The 19,734-nt window shown below is 71.1% G+C and carries 17 protein-coding genes; 10 read left to right on the top strand and 7 right to left on the bottom strand.

Annotated features, from left to right (window positions below):
- Nucleotides 1–10: 10 nt before the first annotated feature.
- The 3 genes from H5965_RS33860 (at nucleotide 11) to H5965_RS33870 (ending at nucleotide 3,022) form a co-directional block, all read left to right on the top strand.
- Entirely contained in the window at nucleotides 11–1,276 is a 1,266-nt protein-coding gene (locus H5965_RS33860; RefSeq protein ID WP_310974857.1) for an amidohydrolase, read from the top strand.
- Between the two features lie 37 nt (nucleotides 1,277–1,313).
- Nucleotides 1,314–1,628, top strand: coding sequence for a DUF3099 domain-containing protein (locus H5965_RS33865; protein WP_310974858.1), 315 nt, complete (start codon nucleotides 1,314–1,316; stop codon nucleotides 1,626–1,628).
- Nucleotides 1,629–1,807: 179 nt separating this feature from the next.
- Nucleotides 1,808–3,022, top strand: coding sequence for a hypothetical protein (locus H5965_RS33870; protein WP_310974859.1), 1,215 nt, complete (start codon nucleotides 1,808–1,810; stop codon nucleotides 3,020–3,022).
- 64 nt (nucleotides 3,023–3,086) lie between these two features.
- On the opposite strand, the gene H5965_RS33875 is transcribed toward H5965_RS33870, so the two are convergent.
- Genes H5965_RS33875 through H5965_RS33890 form a run of 4 tightly spaced genes read right to left on the bottom strand, consistent with a single transcriptional unit; the run spans nucleotide 3,087 to nucleotide 6,273 of the window.
- Nucleotides 3,087–3,959 (bottom strand): sugar kinase, encoded by an 873-nt coding sequence (locus H5965_RS33875; RefSeq protein ID WP_310974860.1) that lies wholly within the window; start codon nucleotides 3,957–3,959, stop codon nucleotides 3,087–3,089.
- Nucleotides 3,956–4,861, bottom strand: a complete 906-nt coding sequence (locus tag H5965_RS33880; protein ID WP_310974861.1) for a pseudouridine-5'-phosphate glycosidase — start codon at nucleotides 4,859–4,861, stop codon at nucleotides 3,956–3,958. Before H5965_RS33880 ends, H5965_RS33875 begins: the two co-directional genes overlap by 4 nt.
- A gap of 9 nt (nucleotides 4,862–4,870) precedes the next feature.
- Nucleotides 4,871–5,488, bottom strand: coding sequence for a hypothetical protein (locus H5965_RS33885; protein WP_310974862.1), 618 nt, complete (start codon nucleotides 5,486–5,488; stop codon nucleotides 4,871–4,873).
- Complete coding sequence (locus H5965_RS33890; protein ID WP_310974863.1) at nucleotides 5,488–6,273, bottom strand: sporulation protein; 786 nt, start codon at nucleotides 6,271–6,273, stop codon at nucleotides 5,488–5,490. Before H5965_RS33890 ends, H5965_RS33885 begins: the two co-directional genes overlap by 1 nt.
- A 58-nt stretch (nucleotides 6,274–6,331) precedes the next feature.
- On the opposite strand from H5965_RS33890, the gene H5965_RS33895 reads away from it, so the two are divergent.
- Both H5965_RS33895 and H5965_RS33900 read left to right on the top strand, forming a co-directional pair.
- Nucleotides 6,332–6,574 carry a DUF3039 domain-containing protein gene (locus H5965_RS33895; protein ID WP_176176076.1) on the top strand — a complete coding sequence of 81 codons (243 nt, stop codon included), beginning with the start codon at nucleotides 6,332–6,334 and terminating at the stop codon, nucleotides 6,572–6,574.
- A 166-nt stretch (nucleotides 6,575–6,740) separates the two neighbouring features.
- Nucleotides 6,741–7,577, top strand: a complete 837-nt coding sequence (locus H5965_RS33900; protein ID WP_310974864.1) for a hypothetical protein — start codon at nucleotides 6,741–6,743, stop codon at nucleotides 7,575–7,577.
- Nucleotides 7,578–7,735: 158 nt separating this feature from the next.
- Here H5965_RS33900 and H5965_RS33905 read toward each other — a convergent pair whose 3' ends face one another.
- Both H5965_RS33905 and H5965_RS33910 read right to left on the bottom strand, forming a co-directional pair.
- Entirely contained in the window at nucleotides 7,736–10,876 is a 3,141-nt protein-coding gene (locus H5965_RS33905; protein WP_310974865.1) for an efflux RND transporter permease subunit, read from the bottom strand.
- Nucleotides 10,877–10,964: 88 nt separating this feature from the next.
- Nucleotides 10,965–12,116 carry a YihY/virulence factor BrkB family protein gene (locus H5965_RS33910; RefSeq protein ID WP_310974866.1) on the bottom strand — a complete coding sequence of 384 codons (1,152 nt, stop codon included), beginning with the start codon at nucleotides 12,114–12,116 and terminating at the stop codon, nucleotides 10,965–10,967.
- A gap of 213 nt (nucleotides 12,117–12,329) precedes the next feature.
- Between H5965_RS33910 and H5965_RS33915 the strand changes: the two genes are divergently transcribed.
- From H5965_RS33915 to H5965_RS33935, 5 genes are all read left to right on the top strand, one after another.
- Complete coding sequence (locus H5965_RS33915; RefSeq protein ID WP_310974867.1) at nucleotides 12,330–14,066, top strand: DEAD/DEAH box helicase; 1,737 nt, start codon at nucleotides 12,330–12,332, stop codon at nucleotides 14,064–14,066.
- Between the two features lie 542 nt (nucleotides 14,067–14,608).
- On the top strand, nucleotides 14,609–15,748 hold the full coding sequence (locus tag H5965_RS33920; protein ID WP_310974868.1) for a substrate-binding domain-containing protein: 1,140 nt from the start codon (nucleotides 14,609–14,611) through the stop codon (nucleotides 15,746–15,748).
- A gap of 90 nt (nucleotides 15,749–15,838) precedes the next feature.
- The gene (locus H5965_RS33925; RefSeq protein WP_004561026.1) at nucleotides 15,839–16,612 is read left to right on the top strand and encodes an ATP-binding cassette domain-containing protein; all 774 of its coding nucleotides are present in this window, start codon (nucleotides 15,839–15,841) and stop codon (nucleotides 16,610–16,612) included.
- Nucleotides 16,613–16,632: 20 nt separating this feature from the next.
- Nucleotides 16,633–18,096: an ABC transporter permease subunit gene (locus H5965_RS33930; RefSeq protein ID WP_310974869.1), complete on the top strand. Its 1,464-nt coding sequence runs from the start codon at nucleotides 16,633–16,635 to the stop codon at nucleotides 18,094–18,096.
- 11 nt (nucleotides 18,097–18,107) lie between these two features.
- Nucleotides 18,108–19,289: an ROK family transcriptional regulator gene (locus H5965_RS33935; RefSeq protein WP_310974870.1), complete on the top strand. Its 1,182-nt coding sequence runs from the start codon at nucleotides 18,108–18,110 to the stop codon at nucleotides 19,287–19,289.
- 149 nt (nucleotides 19,290–19,438) lie between these two features.
- On the opposite strand, the gene H5965_RS33940 is transcribed toward H5965_RS33935, so the two are convergent.
- Entirely contained in the window at nucleotides 19,439–19,618 is a 180-nt protein-coding gene (locus tag H5965_RS33940; protein ID WP_004561029.1) for a hypothetical protein, read from the bottom strand.
- Nucleotides 19,619–19,734: the final 116 nt, after the last annotated feature.

Below are 19,734 nucleotides of genomic sequence, written 5' to 3' on the forward strand. Positions count from 1 at the left end.
GATGGCCCCCGTGACCCCTGAACGCGTCCTCGCCCCGCTCGACGCGGCGCTGCCCGAGCTCGAAGCGCTGTACATCGACTTCCACCGGCACCCGGAGCTGTCCTTCGCCGAGACCCGGACGGCGGCCGAGCTGGCCCGGCGGCTGGAGCGCGACGGCTACGAGGTGCACACCGGCATCGCCGGCACCGGGGTGCTGGGCGTGCTGCGCAACGGCGAGGGGCCGGTGGTGCAGCTGCGTGCCGACATCGACGCGCTGCCGGTCGAGGAGAAGACCGGGCTGTCCTACGCCAGCACCGCCCGCGCCACCGACGAACACGGCACCGACGTCCCGGTCATGCACGCCTGCGGCCACGACATGCACGCCACCTGGCTCTCCGGCGCCGCCGCGCTGCTCGCGAAGGGCCGCGACACCTGGTCCGGCACGCTGCTGGTGGTGTTCCAGCCGGGGGAGGAGGGCGCGGGCGGCGCGTCGGCGATGGTCCGCGACGGCCTCTTCGACATCGCCGGCCGGCCCGACGTCGTGTTCGGGCAGCACCTGGTGCCCGGCCCGGCCGGCTGGGTGCTCACCCGGCCCGGCGTGATCATGGCCGCCACCGACACGCTGCGCGTCACCCTGCACGGCCGCGGCGGGCACGGCTCGCGCCCGGAAACCACCGTCGACCCGGCCGTGCTGGCCGCGTCCGTGGTGCTCAAGCTGCAGACGATCGTCTCCCGCGAGATCGCCGCCACCGACTCGGCCGTGGTCACCGTCGGCTCGCTGCACGTGGGCACCGCGAGCAACGTGATCGCCGACGACGCCGTCCTGGAGGTCAACGTCCGGTCGTTCGACCAGGCCGTGCGCGAGCGGGTGCTGGCCGCGGTCGAGCGGATCGTGCACGGCGAGGCCGCCACGGCCGGCGCGCCGAAGCCACCGGAGATCGAGCGGTCAGGCGCCTACCCGATCACGGAGAACGACGAGGCCGCCAACGAGGCCCTCACCGAGGTCTTCCGCGGCCACTTCGGCGCCGACGTCGTGCTGCCGGCGCCGCTGATCACCGGCAGCGAGGACTTCAGCGAGTTCGGCCGGGCGGCCGGCGTCCCGTCGGTGTTCTGGCTGGTCGGCGGCTTCGACCCGCAGACGGTGATCACGGCGATGACCGAGGGCCGGTTCGAGCGCGACATCCCGTCCAACCACTCGCCGCGGTTCGCCCCGGTGCTGCACCCGACCCTGCGCACCGGCATCGAAACCCTCGTCCTCGCCGCCCTGAGCAAGATGCGTCACCCCGGTGTCGCATGAACCGCACAAGTGGGACGATGGAGGCGGAGGTGGTGCAGTGACCACGCCCGCCAAGGACTCGGACCCGGTGCTGATCACCGGGGCGGCCCCGTCGTACGAAGAGCAGTTCGCCGCCCGCAAGCGCAAGTACGTGATCATGATGGCCTGCCGGATCCCGTGCCTGATCCTCGCCGGGCTGACCTACCACACCTGGTGGCTCGCGCTGGGGTTCCTGGCGATCTCGGTGCCGCTGCCGTGGGTGGCGGTCCTGATCGCCAACGACCGCCCGCCCCGCAAGTCCGAGAAGGTCAACACCTACCAGCGCGAAGCGAAGGCGATCGAAAGCACCAGTCACCGGGTGATCGACGGCTAGGGATGGCGCGCCGGGGGTTCGGCACGGGCGGCCTGACGGGCAGTGATCCGTGCCCGTGCGGAACTGCCGGAAGGCCCGCCGTCACGGGTAGTGTCCGGTCGTACACAGGCGGCAAGTCCGCCTCCCGGTCGGAAAGCCGGTGCGCCGTGGAAAAACACGCCGAACCCCAGCCCGAACGCGTGGCCAAGCGTCCCGTCCGTGCTCCTGGTCAAGCGCCCGGCCACCCGCTCCTGGGCTGGCAACGGCTCGCCGGGAACCAGGCCGTGGTGGCGATGCTCGGGCGGACCGGGCCGGCGGTGCCCGTGCAGCGGCTGATGGTGCGGATGCCCAACCCCTTCGGCGAAGGCGTGCACAACATGGTGGGGGACGCCGAGGTCGACGAGATCGAGGAGTCGCTGACCGCCAAGGGGGCCGCCGGGGCGGGTGGGAAGCACCAGTGGGACGGCTCCTGGGTCTTCCCGCCGGCACCCACCACCGAAGCCTCGGTCTTCTACGGCCACGGCAACCGGGCGAAGCTGGGCGGACTCACTCCGGCCGACTTCGTCTCCGAGGCCTCCGACGACCGGCGGCAGGTGCAGAAGGACACCGCGTTCAAGTTCGTGGCCTGCGGTGGCGGGAGGAGCCAGGCCGGCGCCGGCGCGGCCTACGGCGCCGAAGTGGCCGACCGCCTCCGCGCCGCCCAGCCCCGCGTGCCGGGCGAAGTCTGGAGCGGGGCCCTGAAAGCAGCCGAGGGACTCGTCTACTACACGAACGCCTACAAAACCGTCCTGCCGGAAATCCCCGACGCCATCGACAGGTTGTTGATGAGCCGGACCGCCGCCGCCGAGTCGAAGGTGCGGCGGACCGTGACCGCGCTGGTCAAGGACAAGCTCATCGCGGTCGCGGCGGCCCAGCGGGCCACGGATCTGATCGAGCTCCGGGATCTGGTGGCCGCCTTCTACTCGAGCGAGCCCTCGCTGGCGGGCCGGGCGGCGAGCGTGCGCGCGATCGCCGTCCCGGCCGCCGGGCTGTCCGGCTCGTGGCTGAACCGGAACCTGAACGGGGCCATGGACACCATGTTCGGCGGCAACGTCGGCTGGCTCGACCTGCAGATGGCCTTCGTGCAGCCGTTCTCCTCGGGGAACTGCCTCGCCGAGGTGTGGCGGGCGTTCGACGGCGTGGAGAACGACATGAAGGCGGCGGCCAAGGAGATCTGGGTGGAGTTCCGGGACGAACTCCAGCGCCAGGCCGCCGTCCCGCCGCGGACCGACGGCCCGGCGGCCCGCATCGGCACGTTCGACCCCTCGGCCGCGGCGAGCCCGGACGAGCGATTCGAAAAGTGGCAGAACTTCGGCGACGTGCTGTGGTCGCAGTGGAAGCGGAACCGGGCGCAGGGCGGCGGGACGGACACCTGACACCGGGCGCCGCCCCTCCCCGGCACGCCGTGATCGCCTGGACCGCGGCGATGCCGGACAGGTCCTACCCGGGCTGCGGGCCGACCTTCCCGACGGCCAGCGCGCCCAGCCGCGTGCCGTGCCGCAGGACGTCCACAGTGGACTCCCCGGCCAGCCAGCCGGTGAGCACGCCCGCGTCGAAGGCGTCGCCCGCGCCGGTCGAGTCGAGGCACTCCGCCTCGACCGCCGGCACGCTCGTGACGCCCTCGGCGTCGACCCAGCTGGCGCCGTCGAGCCCGGCGGTGACCACCACCGCGCCGACCGCGCCGAGCAGCTCCTTCGCCGACACCGGGTCGGCCGAACCGGTCAGCGCGACCAGCTCCTCGGTGTTCGGCAGCAGCAGGTCGACCCCGCGGACGTCGGCCAGGAACGCGGCCGGGTCGGTGATGTGCGCGGCGGCCTGGGGGTCGACCGACGTGGTCAGCCCGGCCTCCTTCGCCGCCGCCAGCGCCGCGAGCCCGGCCGCGCGCGACGGCGGGTCGAGCAGCACGTACCCGGACAGGTGCAGGTGGCGCGCCCCTTCGAGGGCCTCGGGCGTGACGTCTTCGGGCGCGAAGCGCTGGTTCGCGCCGCGGTCGGCCAGCATGCTCCGCTGCCCGGACCCGTCGACCATGACCACGACGCAGCAGGTGGGCGCCTCGGGGTCGACGGAGAACGCGCACCGCACGCCCGCCGCCTCCAGCTCGGCCCGGATGAGCCGGCCGCCCGGGTCGTCGCCGATCCGCGCGAGCAGCGTCGTCTCCGCGCCGAGGTGCCGCAGCCACAGCGCCGTGTTGGCGCCCGAGCCGCCGCCGGTGAACCGGATCTTCGCGCGCGCGTCGCCCCCGTGCGGCAACGGCTTGTCGTGCCGGGCGATCACGTCCAGGGCCGCGTCGCCGACCACTACGATCCCGCTCATGCCAGCGCCACCGCGACTTCGGTGGCCAGCTTGGCGTTGTTCAGCACCAGCGCCTCGTTCGCGTCGATGCTCACGCCGCCGCTCGCGGTGTGGAAGTGCTCCAGCAGCACCGGCGTGACGCCGGCGCCGTGCACGCCCTGCTCCTCGACGAGCGCGAGGCCCTCGGCGAGCAGCCGGTCGTGCAGCTCCTTGTCCATTTCGGACGCTTCGGGGATCGGATTCGCCAGCAGCACACCGGAATTCGCGTACGCGCGGTGCGCGTCGATCACGGCGGCGGCCTGCTTCGGGTCGTCGACCCGCCAGCCGACCTGGTGCCCGGACGAGCGCAGGTAGAACGCCGGGAAGTCGTCGGTGCGGTAGCCCAGCACCGGCACCGAGTTCGTCTCCAGCACTTCCAGGGTGGCCGGGATGTCCAGCACCGACTTCACGCCGGAGCAGACGACCACGGTCGGCACCTTCGCCAGCACGCCGAGGTCCGCCGAGACGTCCCACGACTGCGCGGCACCGACGTGCACGCCGCCGAGCCCGCCGGTGGCGAACATCCCGATCCCGGCCGCGGCGGCCAGCGCCGACGTGCTCGCCACGGTCGTCGCGCCCGAGCGGCCGAGGCCGACAGCCGGGCCGAGGTCGCGCAGCGAGAGCTTGTCCAGGCCGGCGTCCGGCGCGCAGACGCGCTCGAGCTCGGCGGGGGACAGGCCGACGACGACCCGCCCGTCGAGCACCGCGATGGTGGCCGGGACGGCGCCGCCGTCGCGGACCACGCCTTCGAGGCGGCGGGCGACGTCGAGGTTGCGGCCGGCGGGGAGGCCGTGGGACAGGATGGTGCTCTCCAGCGCGACGACGGGGTGCCCGTCACGCAGCGCCGAGGCGACCTCTTCGTGCAGCGAGAGTGCGGTAGTCACGAGGGACCATCATCGGTGATCGGTCCGCTCGCCGCGCCAGTGGGTCAGCTCGGCGGTCAGGTTCTTCGCGGCGGCGCTCGCCCAGCGTGCCCGCGCGGTTTCGCTGCGGTAGAGCTCGCGCCCGAGCAGGCGCTCCAGGACGGCGATGCGGCCTTCGCGCCAGACGTCGTCGGGGTACTTCGCGTACTCCTCGCGCACTCCGCGGGCGTACGCCGCGTACTGCTCTTCGGGCGCGCCGAGGACGGCGAGGTCGGCGTCGAGGAGGGCGGTGGCCAGGAGGTCGTCCGGCGGCGCGTCGTGCCCGATCGTGGCGAGGATCAGGCCTTCGACGCGCTCGACGTGCGCTTCGGCGACTCCCGCCAGGGCTTCGCGCGCCCAGGCGGCGCTCGCGCGTTCGTCTTCGCCGGGCTTCGCGTCGTACACGACGTCGTGCGTCCAGGCCGCGACGGCGACGATGGCGCGTTCGGTGTCGCCGAGGCCTTCGGCCAGGCACGCGGAGTCACGCGCGACGGCGGCCGCGTGCGCGAGCGTGTGGTAGCGGCGGTGCGGCTCGGCGTAGCGCGCTTCGAGCCGCGGCCAGGCGTCGGACGTGCCGCCGAGCGTGGCGACCGCTTCGGACCAGCGCATCAGTCGAAGATCCCGCGTGGCCGGGCGAGGAGGTCGAGCCAGTCCTCGAGCTGCTTCTCCCAGTTGACGTCCGGCTTCATGGTGAACATCCCGAGGAAGTCCTGGCCGCGGCCGCCGAACCCGCCGGTCTTGCTCACCCGGACCCGCTTGGTGACCTCGAGCACGACGTCGGTGCGCTCGGCCGAGGTCAGGAAGGTGACCGCGACCTGGGAGAAGATGGTCGCGAAGCGCGGCGAGGGCGTGAAGCGGATCTCCTGGAAGAACGGCAGCTGCTGGCGGGCGCCGTCGACCCGGCCCGGCTCGAGGACGGCTTCGCGGAAGGTGAAGCCGAGCCGGCTCAGCGCGTCGAGGATCCGCTTCTGCGCCGGGAGCGGCTCGACGGCGACGGCGTCGGCGTCGAAGGGGTCGCTGACCGCGGCGGCGAGGTCGAGCTCGGCCCGGACCCCGACCGCCATGCCGGTCAGCGGCTTGGCGTAGACGCTGGTCACCGGCGTTTCCCAGGGCAGTGGCACCTCGAACGGCACGCGGACCTGCTGGCCGGCCCGGATGACCTCGCTGCCGACCAGCTGCTGGGTGCCGAAGGGGAGGTCGTCGGTCTTGCCGCCGGGGGTCTGGACGCGGGCCAGCAGCGTCACCGCGAGCCCCTTGATCTCCTGGTCGACTTCGCCGCCGAGCAGCAGGACTTCCCCGTGGAGCGGGCGGCCGGGGGCGGCGGTGCGGTCGAGCAGGCGGGCGTCGATCTTCGCCCCGCCCGAGCCGAACGTCGCGAGCACCTTCTGGAACATGCCGGGGATCCTGCCAGGCCGGAGACCCTTCGCGCGGGGACTCGGGCACAATGGCCGGGTGAGCACCGAGACGCTGACGAAGCCGGAAACCACGCCCGAGGGCACGGACACCACCGACGACGACTCGCCGAAGATGTTCCACTACGTGAAGAAGAACAAGATCGCCGAGAGCGCGGTCATGGGCACTCACGTGGTGGCGCTGTGCGGCGAGGTCTTCCCGGTGACGAAGTCGCCGAAGCCCGGGTCGCCGGTCTGCCCGGCCTGCAAGGAGATCTACGACAGTCTCCGTCCGGGGAACTGATCCCGGCGCGAGGTCCCCGGCGGGGTGCACCCGCCGGGGTCTTCTGCTGTCCGGAATGAGACAAATCGTCGAACAAACGTGAAAAACCTTCATTCGGCGGGTGTGCCGGGTGCGGGCGGCCTGGTAAATCCGGTGGGCCAGGTCCCCTCACCCACCGGAGTCGCACATGCGCAGAACCGGGATCGTGCTCACCCTCGCCGCCTTGCTCGCCGTGGTCTCGCCGGCGCTGGCCCAGGCCGTCACGGGCTGGACGGAGGTCGGCTCCGACAACGCCCGGGCCCTCGACGAGAGCCAGGGCCTCGCGACGATCGTGCGTCCCTCGGGGACGACGATCCGCTACACCGGGATCGGCACCATCCCGGCCGACCTGAACGCCCAGGGCTGGAACCACGTCGGCGACCCGGGCTCGGCCCAGGGCTGGTACGTCGAGCCCTACCAGCGTGACGACCGCGGCGCGAAGCTGTTCCGCGTCCAGGCCCCGGACGGCTCCTGGGCCGACTACAAGCACAGCCTCGAGTCGTGGGAGGCGAACAACAACTCCTTCGCCGCGGTGTCACCCGACGCGCGCTGGCTGGTGGCGGGGGAGTGGGGCACGATGACCCGGCTCCTGGTGCACCCGATGCCGGGGGTGGTGGCCACGAACCCGGCGCAGAACCTGCCGATGGCCGGCACGATCCGCCTGGACCACGCGGTCCGCGACGTCCAGGGCTGCGACTTCCAGACCGCGACCCGCCTGCTCTGCGCGTCCGACGACCCGGACGGCAGCCTCTTCGGCACCACGAAGCCGCTCCTCCAGGTCGACCTGGCTTCGGTCCCGAACGGCTCGGACGTCACCGCCCACGTCACCTCGCTCGGCCAGCTCCCGCTCCGCAGCGGCTGCTCGGGCTCGTTCGAGGTCGAAGGCATCGACTTCGACGAGCGCGACAACACGCTCCGCGTAGTGGTCATGGCCCCCAGCATCTGCATCCTCTGGGACAGCAAGACCTACCGCTTCCGCCAGTAACGGAAGAGTCAACACGCGTGATTGAGGAGTCAACTCGCGTGATTGAGGAGTCGACACACGTGATTGAAGCGACGACACGCCGGGCCCGCCTGGGACCCAGCGTGTCGTCCTTCAAATCACGCGTGTCGACCCTCAAATCACGCGTGTCGGCGTTCTGATCACGCGAGTTCCGGGTTGAGGGACTCCGAGTCCGGGGCCTGGGCCGGGGTTCGGCGGGCTTCGCGGCGGGCGCGACGGCGTTCCTTGCGGGTCTCGACCATCGTGTAGAGGGTCGGGACCAGGACCAGGGTCAGAAGGGTGGAGCTGACCAGGCCGCCGATCACCACGATCGCCAGGGGCTGGCCGATGAACCCGCCCTGGCCGGTGATGCCCAGCGCCATCGGGACCAGCGCGAAGATGGTCGCCGCCGCGGTCATCAGGATCGGGCGCAGCCGGCGCCGGCCGCCTTCGGTGACCGCGTCCGCGACGCTCATCCCCTCCGCCCGGTACTGGTTGATCAGGTCGATCAGCACGATCGCGTTGGTGACGACGATGCCGACCAGCATCAGCATCCCGATCAGGGCCGGCAGGCCGAGCGCGGTGCCGGTGGCCAGCAACAGCCCGATCGCGCCGGTCGCCGCGAACGGGATCGACACGAGCAGGATCAGCGGCTGGATCAGGCTCCGGAACGTCGCCACCATGATCAGGAACACGATCGCGATGGCCGCCAGCAGCGCCAGGAACAGGTTCGAGAACGCCTCCTGCTGGTCCTGGCTGACGCCGCCGAGCGAGTACGCCGCCCCGCCGGTGAAGGTCAGACCGTCCAGCTTGGACTTGATGTCCGCCGTCGTCTTCGTCAGGTCGTCCCCGGTGTTCTTCGCGGTCACCGTGGTGCTCAGGTCGCCGCCGGTGCGGTGCACCGACGCCGGGCCGTCCACAGTGGACACGCGAGCCACCTCGTCCAGCCGGACGACGCCGCCCGGGCCCGGGATAGGCAGGCCGCGGACCTGGTCGACCGTGACCGGAGCCGTGCCGGCGCGCAGGACGATGTCCGTGCGCTGCCCGCCGACCGGCAGCTGCGTCACCGTGCGCCCGGCGATCGCCTGGTTGGCGATCTGCCCGATGCTGCTCGCCGACAGCCCGCGCGCGGCGGCCGCGGCGTCGTCCACCTCGACCTGCACCCGCGGCGAGCCGACGCTCAGGTCGCTCGACACCTCGCTCAGCCCGGACACCCCGCGCAGCGCCTGCACCACCTGGTCGGACGCCGGCTTCAGCGCGGCCTCCGACGGCGCGGTCACCGTCACCGAGACCTGGTCGGAGTTGAACCCGGACGCGTCCGCGCCGATCTTGATCTCGCCCAGCTCGGGCCGGGACGTCAGCTTCGACCGCAGCCGGTCCGACAGCGCGTCGAGGTCGGTGTCCTTGGCCACGGTGACCGAGATGCTCGTGTTGGTCCCGCCGCCGAAGCCGAACGCCCCGCCACCACCGATGCTGACCTGGTAGGTCTGCACCGCGGGCTCGGCCGCGAGGGCCTGCTCGACGGCCGTGGCCGCCTTCTCCTTCGCCTCGACGCTGGTGCCGGCGGGCAGTTTCTGCGTCATGTTCAGCGTGGTGCCGCCGGACTGGTCGAGGAAGTTCGTGTTCAGCCGCGTCGCGAGCCCGACCGTGCCCGCGAAGATCAGCAGGGCCAGCAGCACGACGGTCAGCCGCCGCCGGGTCGCGAACCGGATCACCGGCAGGTACGCGCGCTGCAGGATGCTGCGGCGTTCCTTCTCGACGGCGGCTTCGCGAGCGCGTTCGGCCTCGAGGGCGTCCGCCGGGACCGCGGGCCGCTTCAGGAACCAGTACGCCAGCACGGGAACCACGGTCAGCGAGACGAGCAGCGACGCCAGCAGCGCCACCGTCACGGTGATCGCGAAGGGCGAGAAGAGCTCGCCGACGAACCCGCCGACGAACGCGATCGGCAGGAACACCGCGACCGTCGTCAGCGTGGACGACGTCACCGCGCCGGCCACCTCGCGGACGCCGTCGAGCACCGCGCGGTCCTTCTCCTCGCCGTAGGCCAGGTGCCGTTTGATGTTCTCCAGCACGACGATCGAGTCGTCGACCACCCGGCCGATCGCGATGGTCAGCGCGCCGAGGGTGAGCAGGTTGAGCGACAGGTCGCCGGTCCACAGCGCCAGCAGCGCGACGACCACCGACAGCGGGATCGACACCGCGGTCACCAGCGTCGAGCGCACCGACAGCAGGAACAGCAGGATGACGACGACGGCGAACGCCAGGCCCAGCAGGCCTTCGGTGGTCAGGCCGCTGATCGCGTCCTTCACCGGGGTGCCCTGGTCGAACACGACGCTCATCTCGGCGCCGGTCTTCTTCGCCAGGTCCGGCAGCTTGTCGCGGACGGCGTCGGAGATGGCGACGGCGTTCCCGTTCTCCACCATGGTGACCGACAGGCCGAGGCTGGGCTTGCCGTTGGTGCGCGTGATCGACGTCGGCGGCGCGAACCCGGCCTGGACGTCGGCGACGTCACCGAGCTTCACCGGCCCGCGCGCCGGCGTGCGGCCGGCTCCCGCGGCCGCGCTCGGCGTGAGGTAGAGGTTGCGGATCGTGTCCACAGTGGTCTGCCCGCCGCCGATCTGGACCGACAGCGTCTTGCCGTTCTCGGTCAGCGTTCCGGCCGGCACCGCGGCCCCGGCCGTCTGCAGCGTGGTCGCGATCGACGCCGGGTCGACCCCGGCCGCCGCGAGCTTCGCGTAGTCGAGCGTGATCGTCACGCGCGGCTGCTGCACGCCGGTGACGGTGACCGTGCGGACGCCGTCGATCTTCCGCAGCTCCGGTGCGACCTGGTCGGTCAGCGCGGGCGCGAGGGCCTGCGGGTCCCCGGTGGTGCCCGCGGCGACCAGCACGACCGGCAGGTCGTCGGTGCTGCCCGCGGACACGGCGGGCTCGCTGTTCTGCGGCAGCCGCGGCCGGACCTGGTTCACCACCTGCTGGATCTGCGAGACGGCGGCGTCGATGTCGGTGCCGAACTCGAACTGCGCGACGACCCGCGAGACGCCGTCCGACGACGTCGAAGTGATCTGCTCGAGGCCCTTCAGCCCCTGGAGCCCGCCTTCGAGGGGCTCGGAGACCTGCCGGTCGACCGCGTCCGGCGACGCACCCGGGTACGCGGTGACGATCTGCGCCTGCGGGAACTGCAGGGACGGGAAGAGCTGCTGCTTGAGCTGCGGCAGCGCGAAGGCGCCGAAGCCGACGACCACCAGCGCGAGCAGGCCGATCAGGCTCCGGTTGCGCAGGCTCAGCCTGGCCAGCACGGACATGACTTGGAAACCCCCTCGGGAATGACGCGGCGACCGACGCCTGCGTCAGTGACGGGGGCAGCGTCCCATGTCCGACCTGAGGAGCGACTCAGCCTGGGGGTGGATTCCGGGTCGTCCCTTCGGTGGACCCGCGACCCTGAGCAGCGCTGGGTGCCGGTTCGGGTGCGCTGGGTGAGGGGGTGTCCTCTTCGGACGGCTCCGGCTCGCTGCCGTTGGTGGTGACGTCTTCGGCGTGCGGGCGCTTCAGCGGCGTGGTCGTGCGGTCCCACAGCTTGCGGCCGTCCTCCGAGCGCAGCCGCTCGGAGGCGCGTTCCATCTCCAGCCGCCGCCACTTCCGCCGCTGCCGCCGGGTCGCCTTCGCCGGCCACAGTTCCTGGATCGCGCTGTTGAAGTACGCGCCGCCGACCACGGCCAGCCCGATGAAGAACATCAGCAGCAGGAAGGCGATCGGCGCGGCCAGCGCGCCGTAGGTGTAGCCGGTCTTGGTGATCCAGTTCAGGTAGACGCGCAGGCCGACCGAGGACAGCAGGAACACGACCATGGCGAGCACGGCGCCGGGCAGCCCGCGGTGCCACGGCAGTTTCCGCGGCAGCGCGAGCTTGTACAGCGTGGTCAGCGCGAGGGTGATCATCACGCCGAGGGTGGGGAAGTAGAGCGCGCTCACCCACGACGTCACGGTCGGGCGCCAGGCCAGCGGGAAGAACTCCGGCAGCAGGTCGGGGCCGATTGCCAGCAGCGGCAGCCCGACGACCAGGATCACCAGGCCGCACAGGTACAGCAGGAGCGCGAAGATCCGCTGCCAGACGTCGTTGCGGACGCCGTATTGGTCGTGCGCGACGGTGATCGCGTCGACGAACGACGACATCGCCGACGAACCGGCCCACAGCGAGATCAGGAAGCCGACCGAGACGATCTCGCCCTTGCCGACGGTGAGGATGCTGTTCACGGTCGGTTCGATGATGTCCTGGACGGCGTTCGTGCTGAAGACCGTCCGGCAGAAGCCGATGATGCGGTCGTGCACGGCGGTGACGACGCCGGCGCCGAACCACTCGCCGACGAACCCGAGCGAACCCAGCAGGCCGAGCAGGAGCGGGGGCAGCGACAGCGTCTGCCAGAAGGCCGCCTCGGCGGCCTCGGAGAAGATGTTGCCCTCCCACGCCTTGGCGAACGTGCGCGTGAGCAGGCGCCACGGCCCCTTGCGGGCCACCTTCGTCGCTCCGGACGGCTGCACCTCACCCATGACGTGTCCAGCATGGTCCATCCGTGCTGATTTGGCTCGTCACACCCCCTGCGGCCGGGCGTGTCGGGGGACATCACCCGTGCCGGTGCCCGGAACTGTCGGACCCGGCCGGTAGACTCGCTCCAGTGCCCTCACCGAAGTCTCCGACACAGCAGTCGGTACCACAGTGAGGGTTTTCGCACGTCAACGGCATGAGCGAGGGGGAGGACCGGCATGACGGAGACGCAGCTCGGGGCGCCTCCCGCGGAGAAGGACTCGACCGCGCGCCCGCTGCGGGCGTGGCAGCGGCGGGCGCTCACCAAGTACCTGACGCGGAAGCCGAAGGACTTCCTCGCGGTGGCGACGCCCGGCGCCGGCAAGACGGTGTTCGGCCTGCGGATCGCCGCGGAACTGCTGAGCGACCGCACGGTCGAGGCGATCACCATCGTCACGCCGACCGAGCACCTCAAGCACCAGTGGGCGGCTTCGGCCGCGGCCGCCGGCATCGCCATCGACTCGAACTTTCGCAACGGCACCGGCGTCACGTCGTCGGACTACAACGGGGTCGCGCTGACGTACGCGCAGGTCGCGGCGCACCCGACGCTGCACCGGGTGCGCACGGAGAACCGCAAGACGCTGGTCATCCTCGACGAGATCCACCACGGCGGCGACGCGAAGAGCTGGGGTGACGCGATCCGCGAGGCCTTCACCCCGGCGGTGCGGCGCCTGTCGCTGACCGGGACGCCTTTCCGGTCCGACGACTCGGCCATCCCGTTCGTCACCTACGAGCCGGACGCCGGCGGCTTCCAGCGCAGCAAGGCCGACCACGCGTACGGCTACGCGGACGCGCTGGCCGACGGCGTGGTCCGGCCGGTCGTCTTCCTGGCGTACTCGGGTGAGGCCTCCTGGCGCACCAGCGCGGGGGAGGAGTTCACCGCGCGGCTCGGCGAGCCGCTGACGGCGGAACAGAACGCCCGGGCGTGGCGCACGGCGCTCGACCCGGCGGGCGAGTGGATCCCGGCGGTGCTGCAGGCGGCCGACACACGGCTGTCGCAGGTCCGCCAGAGCGTGCCGGACGCGGGCGGCCTGGTCATCGCGACGGACCAGGAGTCGGCGCGGGCGTACGCGAAGATCCTGGAGCGCATCTCGGGGGAGATGCCGACGCTGGTGCTCTCGGACGACCCGAAGGCCTCGGGCCGGATCAAGGAGTTCTCCGAGACGAACGAGCGCTGGATCGTGGCGGTCCGGATGGTTTCCGAAGGCGTCGACGTCCCGCGGCTGGCGGTGGGCGTGTACGCGACGAGCGCGTCGACGCCGCTGTTCTTCGCCCAGGCGATCGGCCGGTACGTGCGAGCGCGGAAGAAGGGCGAGACGGCGAGCGTGTTCCTGCCGTCGGTGCCGGTGCTGCTGGAGCTGGCCAGCGAGCTGGAGGCGCAGCGCGACCACGTCCTCGGCAAGCCGCACCGCGAGAAGGAGGGCTGGGAGGACGAGCTCCTGGCCCAGGCCAACCGCACCGAGGACGAGCCGGGCGAGGAGGAGAAAGCGTTCACGTCGCTGGGCGCCTCGGCCGAGCTCGACCAGGTCATCTACGACGGCAACTCGTTCGGCACGGCGGTGTTCTCGGGCTCGGACGAGGAGCAGGAGTACCTGGGCCTGCCGGGCCTGCTGGAGCCGGACCAGGTCCGCGCGCTGCTGCGAAAGCGGCAGGAAGAGCAGATCGCGGACGAGAAGCGCCGCAAGCCGGCCAAGGAGGAGGCCCCGCCGCCGGCGGCCCGGCCCCAGTCGGTCAGCGAGCGGCTCGGCGCGTTGCGCAAGGAACTGAACGCGCTGGTGGGCATGTACCACCACCGCACGAAGAAGCCGCACGGCGCGATCCACAACGAGCTGCGGCGCGTGTGCGGCGGCCCGGTGACCGCGATGGCGACCGTCGAGCAGCTCGAAGAACGGATCGTGACGCTGCGGTCCTGGTGAGGCCTCGGGCGGCGCGCTGTCGCCCGGGAGGCTGAAGTTCCGGCGATCACCGTCCGTCCCCGGGAGGGCGGAATCACCGCACCGCCGGGCTTGTGACGCTGCGTATCACGCTGTCACCAGGGGGCCGCCCGTCCGTTCCCCGCGGAATGGCCGTTCGGGCACCTCTTCGCCCGAAGTTCGCAAGTCGGCGACCGATCCCGCCGCCACCCCGTGGATTCGCCACGGGTTGCGCTCGGTGCACACGACCGGCCCAACGTCACGGCTCGATGAAACCTCGATGTAACTAACCGTGAGTGCTGGCGATCACATCGTCAGCGGATCTACTCTTTCCGGGCGAGGTTCAGCCCGTGTTGCCGAACCGTGTCCAATTGGTGTCATTTAATCGATCCAGCTATCTTCCCCGCAGCCGCTCAGCGGCATATGTTGTCGCCCACAACATATGCGCGACGGTGCGCCGGGCCTCCCCGGATCGCCGCCTCGCTGGCCCGAAGCACACGCCGACGGCCACTCGTCACCAATGCTTGGATCCGGAAGGAACGAGGATGCGCAGCAGAACCCTTACCCTCCTCGCCGCGACGGTGAGCGCCGGCCTGGTGCTGACCGCCTGCGGTACCAACAGTTCGAACAGCGGGGGCACGGGGAGCAACTCCGCTTCCTCGTCCGCCCCGGCCGCCGGTGGCGGTGCCAGCGGCAAGGTCGGCGTCATCCTGCCGGAGACCGCCAGCTCGGCCCGCTGGGAAGCCTTCGACAAGCCGATGCTGCAGGCCGCCCTCTCGGCGCAGGGCTTCGAGGCCGACGTCCAGAACGCCCAGGGCGACGCCCAGAAGTTCTCCACCCTGGCCGACGGCTTCATCAGCTCCGGCGTCAAGGTCCTGATCATCGCTCCGTCCGACCCGGCCGTCGGTGCCGCGGTCGAGGCCAAGGCGAAGACCGCGGGCATCCCGGTCATCAACTACGACCGCCCGAGCCTCGGCGGCAGCGCCGAGTACTACGTCTCGTTCGACAACGAGAAGGTCGGCCAGCTCCAGGGCCAGGCCATGGCGGACGCGCTGAAGGACAAGCCGGGCGCCGGCGTCGTCCAGATCGAGGGCGCCCCGACCGACAACAACGCCACGCTGTTCACCAACGGCCAGGACTCCGTCCTCGAGCCGCTGTTCTCCTCCGGCAAGCTCAAGCGGATCCAGAAGCAGCCGATCAACGACTGGGACAACCAGCTCGGCGGCACGACGTTCGAGCAGATCTTCCAGGCCAACGGCGGCAAGGTCGACGGCGTCGTCGCGGCGAACGACGGCCTTGCGGGCGCGGTCATCACCATCCTCAAGAAGAACGGCCTCAACGGCAAGATCCCGGTCACCGGCCAGGACGCCACCGCGGACGGCCTCATGGCGGTCATGCGCGGCGAGCAGTACATGACCGTCTTCAAGCCGATCAAGGAAGAGGCGGAGGCGAGCGCCAAGCTGGCCGCCGCGCTGGCCAAGGGCGACAAGGCCGCGGCCGACGCCATCGCGACCGGCAAGCTGCACGACCCGAAGAACAACCGCGACATCAAGTCCGTGCTGCTGACCCCGACGACGATCCTGGCGAAGGACGTCAAGACCGTCGTGACCCAGGGCTACGTGAAGGCGACCGAGATCTGCGGTGGCGACCTCGCCGCCAAGTGCACCTCGCTCGGCATCTCCTGAGCCCACGCAGTACCCCATGAACAGCCGGGCCGGGACGCGCACCCCGACGGCGCGTCCCGGCCCGGTCCCCACCCAGGAGAAAGCCCATCCATGAGTGAGCCCATTCTCGAGATCAAGGGCCTGAACAAGAGCTTCGGCCCGGTCCACGTCCTCCACGACGTGGACTTCGACGTGCGTGCAGGCGAAGTGACCGCACTGGTCGGCGACAACGGTGCCGGCAAGTCGACCCTCGTCAAGTGCATCGCCGGCATCCACCCGTACGACTCGGGGGCCGTGCGGTTCAACGGGCAGGACGCCCACATCCGCGGCCCGAAGGACGCGGCCGAGCTCGGCATCGAGGTCGTCTACCAGGACCTCGCCCTCGCCGACAACCTCGACATCGTCCAGAACATGTTCCTCGGCCGCGAGCGCGGCAGTTCCTGGAAGCTCGACGAAGCCAGCATGGAGAAGGCCGCCCGCGAGACGCTGGCCTCCCTGTCGGTCCGGACCGTGAAGTCGGTCCGCACGCCGGTCTCCTCGCTGTCCGGTGGCCAGCGGCAGACCGTCGCCATCGCGAAGTCGGTGCTGTGGAACAGCAAGGTCGTCGTGCTCGACGAGCCGACCGCCGCCCTCGGTGTCGCGCAGACCCGGCAGGTGCTCGACCTGGTCCGCCGGCTGGCCGAGCAGGGCCTGGGGGTCGTGCTGATCAGCCACAACATGGCCGACGTGTTCGAGGTCGCCGACCGCATCGCCGTGCTCTACCTCGGCCGGCTCGTCGCCGAGGTGCACACGAAGGACGTCACCCACGGCCAGGTCGTGGAACTGATCACCGCCGGTCGCTCCGGTGACCTCGGCCTGGCCCGGCCCGAAGCCGTGGTCCTGTGAGCGGGAAGAAAGAACCGGAAATGACTGAAACCCCTGCCAAGCACGAGGTCGGCACCCCCGCCGAAGCGCTCGCGCAGACCCAGGCCCCCACCGGGGCGATCTCCGACTTCGGCATCGACACGACATCGATGTCAACCGGCGAAGCCGTCCGCGACTACTTCGCCCGCCTGCGGGCCGGTGAGCTCGGCGCGCTGCCGTCGCTGTTCGGCCTGCTCGTGCTGGTGATCCTGTTCAGCGCGCTGTCGGACAACTTCTTCACGCTGGCCAACATCGCCAACGTGTTCCCGCAGGGCGCGGGCGTCATCATCATCGCGATGGGCATCGTGTTCGTGCTGCTGCTCGGCGAGATCGACCTCGCCGCCGGTGTGGCCTCCGGTGTCGCCGCGTCCGTGATGGCCCTGCACTACGTCCAGAACGGGAACCTGCTGGGCAACATGGGCACCGGCGTGTTCATCACGTTCATCGCGGTGCTGGCCCTGGCCATGCTCCTGTCGGCCTACCAGCGGATCTGGGCGGGTGCCGCCCTGTCGCTGATCGGCCTGCTGCTCGTCGCGATCGGCGTCCCGGCCAACGCCTGGCTCGAGATCCTGCTGGCCATCTGCGTCGGTACTGCGATCGGCTGCATCACCGGTTTCCTCGTGTCGAAGATCGGCATGCCGTCCTTCGTCGTGACGCTGGCGCTGTTCATCGTGTGGCAGGGCGTCCTGCTGCAGTTCATCGGTGAGGGCGGCACGATCGGCATCAGCAACTCGGACGTGCTGTACAAGATCGCCAACGGCAACCTGAACATCCTGGGCAGCTGGATCTTCTTCCTCGTCGCGGCCGGCGGGTTCGCGGTGATCACGCTGACCAGCCACTTCAAGCGGCTCCAGCGCGGCCTGGTCGTCCAGCCGACGGCGCTGGTGATGGTCAAGGTCGGCGCGCTCGTCGTGCTGTCGGCGCTCGGCACCTGGCTGCTGACGATCAACCGCTCGCCGAACAAGGCGGTCGTCACGATCGAGGGCGTCCCGTACGTCATCCCGATCATGCTGGTGCTGCTGGTGGCCGGGACCTACGTGCTCAACCGGACCAAGTACGGCCGGTACGTCTACGCGGTCGGCGGCAACAAGGAAGCCGCCCGCCGCGCCGGTATCGACGTACCGAAGATCCGGGCGAGCGTGTTCGTCATCGGCTCGGCGATCGCGGCCATCGGCGGCATCGTCGCCGCGTCGAAGGTCGGCTCGGTCAGCCCGCAGTCCGGTGGCCTCAACACGCTGCTGTTCGCGGTCGGTTCGGCCGTCATCGGCGGTACGTCGCTGTTCGGCGGCAAGGGCCGCGTGTCCGACGCCGTGGTCGGCGGGCTCGTGATCGCCGTGGTCATCAACGGCCTGGGCCTGCTCAAGCAGCCGGCCGCGGTGGTCAACATCATCACCGGTCTGGTCCTGCTCCTCGCCGCCACGGTCGACGCGCTGTCCCGGCGCCGCGCGGCTGCGTCGGCGCGCTGAACCAGCATGGGATGATAAAGCCCGTGACCAGCACACCCGTTGCTCGACCGGACGAGGTGCGCCGGCACAACCGCACGACACTGCTCCGCCTGCTGCACGTCGGCGGGCCGAGCACCCGGGCGACCCTGGCCGCCGAGCTGGGGCTCAACCGGAGCACGATCAAGACCCTCGTCGACGGGCTCGCCGAAGCCGGTGTCGTCGAGGAGAAGGTGCCGAGGCCGGGACGAGGGGCGGGCCGCCCCTCGCTCCTGGTCCTGCCCCAGCCGCACGCGGCGGTCGTGCTCGCGGTCGACCTGCAGGTCGAGCACGTCGCGATCGCCCTGGTCGGGCTGGGCGGGCAGATCCTGGGCCGCAACAGCTGGAACCTGCGCGGCCGGATGGGGCAGCCCGAAGAGGTCATCACCCACGTCGTCGAGTCGACGGCCATCCTGGCCGGCGACCTCGACGTGACCCCGGTGGCGGCCGGGGTGTCGGTGCCCGGCGTGGTCCGGCGGGCGGACGGGCACGTGCACGAGGCCCCGAACCTGCGCTGGACCGACGTCGCGCTCGGCGACCGGCTCGGCGGCGTGCTGCAGATCCCGATCCTGGTCGGCAACGACGCCGAGTTCGGCGCGGTCGCCGAGCACCTGCGCGGGGCGGCCCGCGGCGCGTCCGACGTGGTGTACATCTCGGCGGACGTCGGCGTCGGCGGCGGTGTGATCGCGGAGGGCTCGGCCCTGCGCGGCGGCTCGGGGTACGTCGGCGAGATCGGGCACATGGTCATCCGCCCGGACGGGCGCCCCTGCTACTGCGGCAGCAGCGGCTGCTGGGAGACCGAGGTCGGCGAGGCGGCACTGTGCCGGGCGCTCGGGCTGCCCGAGGACACCCCGCGCGGGGCGATCCTGTTCGAGCTGCGGGAGCTGGGCCGCGCCCCGGAGACGGCGATGCCGCGGCTTGCGGAGTTCGCCGAGTGGCTGACGCTGGGGCTGATCAACGTCGTCAACCTGCTGGGGCCGCAGCTGGTGATCCTGGGTGACCTGCTGACGGTGCTGCCGGAGGCGGTGCTGCGGCACGTCGGCGCCGAGGTGCGCCGCCGCAGCCTGGTGAGCCGGGCGGTGGGCGGCACGCGGATCGTCAGCTCGGCGCTCGGGGGCGACGGGAAGCTGCTCGGGGCGGCGGAAGTGGCGTTCGAAGTCGTCCTGGATTCTGTCTGATTTTCTGTCCGGTTCCGTGTCCGAAATCACTGCTGCCGGTAGTCGAACCGTGATTTCCGCCACGCAATCTGCAAGATGCAGAAAGTCGCCGGAGATGCAGAAAGGCGGCCGGTGCCTGTGCGCACCGGCCGCCTTTCGCGTCTGGGTTGTTACCGCTGGATGTCGGCGGACAGTTCCTTGAGCTTGGCCTCGTGCTCGCGGGCGTGGTGCCCGCAGAAGAGCAGTTCGCCACCCGTGCTGAGGATGGCTCGTACCTGAGCTGCTGCTCCGCACCGGTCACAGCGGTCGGCGGCGGTCAGTTCGGGGCGGGTGAGCGTCGGCGATGTCATGGGGGTCTCCCTCCGTCCCGGCACCGGTCGCCCGGTGCCATCGATCCAGCTACGCCCACTTCGGGACTGCTACCGGTGGCGGCGATCGCCTCCGGCTCCGCGTGTTCGTGCTTCCA

Source organism: Amycolatopsis sp. 505 (assembly GCF_031625235.1).
Taxonomy (GTDB): domain Bacteria; phylum Actinomycetota; class Actinomycetes; order Mycobacteriales; family Pseudonocardiaceae; genus Amycolatopsis.

Coding starts and splice junctions, on each gene's coding strand:
- H5965_RS33920 (WP_310974868.1), top strand. CDS start 14,609: ATGCGCAGCAGAACCCTTACCCTCCTCGCCGCGACGGTGAGCGCCGGC.
- H5965_RS33930 (WP_310974869.1), top strand. CDS start 16,633: ATGACTGAAACCCCTGCCAAGCACGAGGTCGGCACCCCCGCCGAAGCG.
- H5965_RS33900 (WP_310974864.1), top strand. CDS start 6,741: ATGCGCAGAACCGGGATCGTGCTCACCCTCGCCGCCTTGCTCGCCGTG.
- H5965_RS33875 (WP_310974860.1), bottom strand. CDS start 3,959: ATGAGCGGGATCGTAGTGGTCGGCGACGCGGCCCTGGACGTGATCGCC.
- H5965_RS33905 (WP_310974865.1), bottom strand. CDS start 10,876: ATGTCCGTGCTGGCCAGGCTGAGCCTGCGCAACCGGAGCCTGATCGGC.
- H5965_RS33915 (WP_310974867.1), top strand. CDS start 12,330: ATGACGGAGACGCAGCTCGGGGCGCCTCCCGCGGAGAAGGACTCGACC.
- H5965_RS33940 (WP_004561029.1), bottom strand. CDS start 19,618: ATGACATCGCCGACGCTCACCCGCCCCGAACTGACCGCCGCCGACCGC.
- H5965_RS33910 (WP_310974866.1), bottom strand. CDS start 12,116: ATGGGTGAGGTGCAGCCGTCCGGAGCGACGAAGGTGGCCCGCAAGGGG.
- H5965_RS33885 (WP_310974862.1), bottom strand. CDS start 5,488: ATGCGCTGGTCCGAAGCGGTCGCCACGCTCGGCGGCACGTCCGACGCC.
- H5965_RS33890 (WP_310974863.1), bottom strand. CDS start 6,273: ATGTTCCAGAAGGTGCTCGCGACGTTCGGCTCGGGCGGGGCGAAGATC.
- H5965_RS33935 (WP_310974870.1), top strand. CDS start 18,108: ATGATAAAGCCCGTGACCAGCACACCCGTTGCTCGACCGGACGAGGTG.
- H5965_RS33925 (WP_004561026.1), top strand. CDS start 15,839: ATGAGTGAGCCCATTCTCGAGATCAAGGGCCTGAACAAGAGCTTCGGC.